General features: G+C 60.8%; 4 protein-coding genes. All 4 read left to right on the top strand.

Annotated features, from left to right (window positions below):
• Positions 1 to 1035, top strand: a 1035-nt coding sequence (glyA, locus tag BMW76_RS39735) for a serine hydroxymethyltransferase (protein WP_090874137.1), incomplete at its 5' end; no start/stop codon positions are given.
• Positions 1036 to 1819: 784 nt separating this feature from the next.
• Positions 1820 to 2641: an SDR family NAD(P)-dependent oxidoreductase gene (locus tag BMW76_RS39730; protein ID WP_245763586.1), complete on the top strand. Its 822-nt coding sequence runs from the start codon at positions 1820 to 1822 to the stop codon at positions 2639 to 2641.
• 70 nt (positions 2642 to 2711) lie between these two features.
• A complete protein-coding gene (locus BMW76_RS39725; RefSeq protein WP_090874136.1) occupies positions 2712 to 4151 on the top strand; it encodes an amino acid permease in 1440 nt (479 codons plus the stop codon).
• A 458-nt stretch (positions 4152 to 4609) separates the two neighbouring features.
• Positions 4610 to 4839, top strand: a 230-nt coding sequence (locus BMW76_RS39720) for an ABC transporter substrate-binding protein (RefSeq protein WP_177200639.1), incomplete at its 3' end; no start/stop codon positions are given.

Here is a 4839-nt window from a genome sequence, read left to right as displayed (position 1 = left end):
GTCGACGTCGTCGAGCAGCTGGCGATCGACCGCGTGAAGCAGCTGTTCGGCGCGGAAGCCGCGAACGTCCAGCCGAACTCGGGTTCGCAGGCGAACCAGGGCGTGTTCTTCGCGATGCTCAAGCCGGGCGACACGATCATGGGCATGAGCCTCGCACACGGCGGCCACCTGACGCACGGCTCGCCCGTCAACATGTCGGGCAAGTGGTTCAACGTGGTCAGCTACGGCCTGAACGAAGCGGAAGACATCGACTACGACGCAGCTGAAAAGCTCGCCCAGCAGCACAAGCCGAAGCTCATCGTCGCGGGCGCATCGGCGTTCGCGCTGCGCATCGACTTCGAGCGTCTGTCGAAGATCGCGAAGTCGGTCGGCGCGTATCTGATGGTCGACATGGCGCACTACGCCGGCCTGATCGCTGCGGGCGTGTATCCGAACCCCGTGCCGTTCGCCGACTTCGTCACGACGACCACGCACAAGAGCCTGCGCGGTCCGCGCGGCGGCGTGATCCTGATGAAGGCCGAGTACGAGAAGCAGATCAACTCGGCGATCTTCCCCGGCATTCAGGGCGGTCCGCTGATGCACGTGATCGCGGGCAAGGCGGTCGCGTTCAAGGAAGCGCTGTCGCCGGAATTCAAGGAATACCAGCAGCGCGTGGTGGAGAACGCACGTGTGCTCGCTGAAACGCTCGTCAAGCGTGGTCTGCGCATCGTGTCGGGCCGCACGGAAAGCCATGTGATGCTGGTCGATCTGCGCGCAAAGAAGATCACGGGCAAGGCAGCGGAAGCAGCACTGGGCGCGGCGCACATCACCGTGAACAAGAACGCGATTCCGAACGATCCGGAAAAGCCGTTCGTGACGAGCGGCATCCGTCTGGGCTCGCCTGCGATGACGACGCGCGGCTTCGGCGCCAAGGAAGCGGAGATCGTCGGTAATCTGATCGCCGATGTTCTGGAAAGCCCCGAAGACGCCGCAACCATCGATCAGGTAAGGTCGCGCGTCGCTGAGCTGACGGCGCGCTTCCCTGTGTATCGTTGATCGAGGGCGCACGGACTGCCGGCCTTCGGCAGTCCGTGCGCAAGATCGTCACGCAGTCTGGTCGATAGCCGCATCAGTTCGCTGGATGCGTCCATCAATGGCACGTGATCTGGCGCGGCGGCCCGCAACCGTCCTGCGCACGCCAAATACATACAAGACGACCAATAGGCCGACGATAAAACCGGGGGAGATGCAAAGAACTTTCTCGTTCGTCGGCTGAACGCCGCCAACGCGAGAGCGAAAGCGCCACTCACCGCGAGCAGGGCGCACGGCCTTGACTGGATGACAATGAAAGGCCCTTTCGTTGGTCCACGGGTCGCGTTCTGCGAGCATGCCCGATGCAATCGGCACCGTGCACAAGGTGTACCACGAACACGACGCTCCCGGCACTCAGTATCGAGAAGGATCACTGCTCAGCCGGTTCTGGGCCTTATCGCCGGGCGAAAGTCGACGTGGTTGTCGTGCCGGTCCGATACATGGACGGTACGACGCGAGATTCCCATTCATTATCGGATTTCGGCAACGTCGGAAAAGCCCTGATGCGCCTTCCCCATGTTCTGAATCAGGTCAAGGCTGTACGTGCGTGGAGAAAGCTTGCACGTCAAGCTTTTGCAAGAAATCGCCGGTCTTCGCCAGGGATGACCCGTACTTGCCGAAATGCGATAGTGCTCAAAAAAACGGCCTTCTAGAGTGAGATCAACCTGCAAGCCCGGACGCACGCCTGGAGATTGGGCGATACCGTCGCGGTGTGACGCGGGATGTATGACTCCGTGGAGACAGAAAGATGGACATGAAAACGAGAAGTACCGGTGACGGCCGTTTGACACCCTCGATCCATCCTGCACGACTGCAGGACCGGAAGGTTCTGATCACTGGCGGTGCAGGCGGCATGGGCCGCGCCGCATCGCTATTGTTTGCCGAGCATGGCGCCGAGCTCGCGATCGTCGATATCGCGCGGGATGCCGGTGAACAGGTAGTGGACGAGATCCGCAGCAAAGGCGGCCGCGCGACTTTCTATCAGGCGGACGCATCGAGCTCTGAACAGGTCGGCGCTGCGGTACACGCGGCTACCGGGTCGCTCGGATGGATCGACTGCCTGTTCAACCATGCGGGAACAATTGTGGTGAAGCCGCTGCACGAGACCACGGACGAGGATTACGACCGGCTCATGGCAATCAACGCACGGTCCGCCTTCATCACGTGCCGGGCGGTGCTGCCGGGTATGGTCGCGCGCGGTAAGGGCAGTATCGTCATCACGTCGTCGATCGGCGGCGAGAAAGGGTTCGCGCTCGAGAGCGTGTATTGCATGAGCAAGGGCGCGGTTCTGCAACTCGCCCGTTCCATTGCGGCCGAGTACCGAGGTAATGGCATCCGCTGCAACGCGATCTGCCCGGGATTCGTCCGTACCGCTCATGGCCTTCGCGAGATCGATGAGCTCGACCGGCTGGGCCAGAAATGGGAAGACGCAGGTCTCGCCGACACCCAGGTCCGCATCTGTGAAGCCGGGGAGGCAGCGTCGGCGGCACTTTTTCTCTTGTCGGATGACGCCAGTTTCATCAATGGTGCAGCCCTTTACGTTGACAACGGCTGGTATTCGAAAGGCTAATCGTGAGTGCAATTTATCGAACCATTGCCGCCCAGACAGGTAGGAGTTCAAAGTGAATGATAGAGAAATAATGCAATCCGACGAACGCAACAGCGAAGACAGCCGATTGCTCGCACTAGGATATCAGCCGCAATTTCGCCGCGTACTCGGTCTGTTCGCCGACTTTTCACTCGGCTATTCCTACATGAGCCCGATGGCCGGCGTGTTTGCCCTGTTCTCGACAGCGCTCATGGCTGCCGGGCCGGCGTTTTTCTGGACGATGCCCGTGGTGCTGGCGGGTCAGGCGTTTGTATGCCTCGTGTTCGCGGAGGCCGCGTCTGCCTACCCGATCGCGGGTGGGATCTATCAATGGGCGCGGCAGCTCGGTGGAACGCGTTGGGGATTTCTGACCGCGTGGATTTACCTGTTTGCGCTCGTTGGAACCGCAGCCGGTATTGCCGCCGGTGGAGCCCCCTTCCTGGCGAGCCTTTTGGGTGCGCCCGCAACCCCGACGTTCAATGCTATCGCGGGTATCGCGATTGCCGGCATAGCGATAATGGCAAACTTCGCGGGCACTCGCGTGCTGGCGAAAGCCACGGAAGTCGGGGTCTGGGCCGGCATCGTCGGGCTTATCGTCTGCGGCGTCTACATGCTTTTCTTTGCCCGCGTGCAGCCGCTTTCGATCATCTGGAACTCGTACAACATCGCGCATGGAAACTATACGGCCGCACTGTTTTCAGCGGGTCTCATCGGCATCTGGATTTTCTATGGCTTCGAAGCCTGCGGAGATCTGGCCGAGGAAGTCGACGGCGCATCCCATGCGGTACCGCGTGCGATGCTGCTGACTATCGTGTGTGGTGGCACGTCCGCGTTGCTGATGACGGTTGGCCTGCTGTTCGCGATTCCCGATCTGGCGGGCGCGCTCAGCGGCAAGGTTGCCGATCCGGCGAGCGCCGCGATCCAGCAGGCGATGGGCCCACTGGGTCTGCAGATTACGATGGTCTGCCTGCTCGCCGTCGTTGTCAGCGCGGTCGCGTCGGTGATCGCCTCGATCAGTCGCCTGATGTTCTCTCTTGGCCGGGACAATATGATCGTCGGCGCCCGCTTCCTGGGCCGACTCAGCGGAACGCGGCAGCAACCGGTCCCTGCGATCTGGACGACGTCCACGTTGACCATCCTCGTCCTGTCGGTGGGGTTCATCTCCGCTAATGCGGCGACGCAGATCATCAGCTTCGCCACGACCGGGATTTACGCTGCGTTCCAGATGGTGGTGCTTGCCTCCCTGGTTTCCAGCCTGCGAGGGTGGCGTTCCGACGGTGCTTTCCAGCTTGGCGCAAAAGGCATCGTCATCAAGATCATCGCGCTGGCGTTCGGCGTTGCCTCGATAATCGATCTTGCCTGGCCGAGAACGCCCGAAGCGGGCTGGTTCGCCAACTGGCTCATCGTCATTTCCCTGGTCGTCATTGTCCTTGCCGGATTGATTCAGATGGCCAAGCTCGAGTTGCCATCGAATCGATTAACGATCGAATAAAAGTACGGTAGCGCGGCTTGTCAAGCACTCAGTAAGCGATTGGCCCAGTCCGTTCGATCTCGTGCGTGTGCGCGCGCGTGAAGCATGATGGCGGCGTGGGCCCGCGCCTGTTTGTGGATTTTCCGCACACCGCGATGCCCGGGGAGATTTGGCCTTTCGGCATCGCAAGCCCAATCGCCGATCGTCTGTCACAGGATCGGGTGACAGGAGCCGGGGCGCGCGGTAACCCCGGAAACGGGTAATCGCTCTTGAGTGCGGCGAGTAGTGCTTACCCGCAGAAACGAAAACGGTGTTTTAACGCAAAATAGATTCCGAAGATTTTCTATCCGCGACATGACGTGATCGCATAGCGGTCGGATCGCGAGTCTTCGGAACGAATATCCAGAAATGCCTGATCCGGTGCCGACTGACGATGCCTGCCCGAACGTGTGACATTTTTCTGATCAAGGTGCCCTGTCATGAAAACGCTCCTTTCCCTCATCGCGGCGTCCGCCTTCTGTATTGCCCCGCTCGTCGCCGGCGCACAGCAAACTGTTCGAATCGGCGTGTCGGCGCCGCTTACCGGCCTGGGTGCATCCAATGGCAAGGACATCGAAAACGGCGTGCGTCTGGCAGTGGAAGAAGCGAACGCGCAACACCTCAACATCGGCGGACAGCCGGTTCAGTTCGAACTCGCATCCGTCGATGA

This window comes from Paraburkholderia diazotrophica, from assembly GCF_900108945.1.
Taxonomy (GTDB): domain Bacteria; phylum Pseudomonadota; class Gammaproteobacteria; order Burkholderiales; family Burkholderiaceae; genus Paraburkholderia; species Paraburkholderia diazotrophica.
Note: the sequence above shows the minus strand (reverse complement) of the source record. Positions and strands in the feature narration are given on the sequence as shown.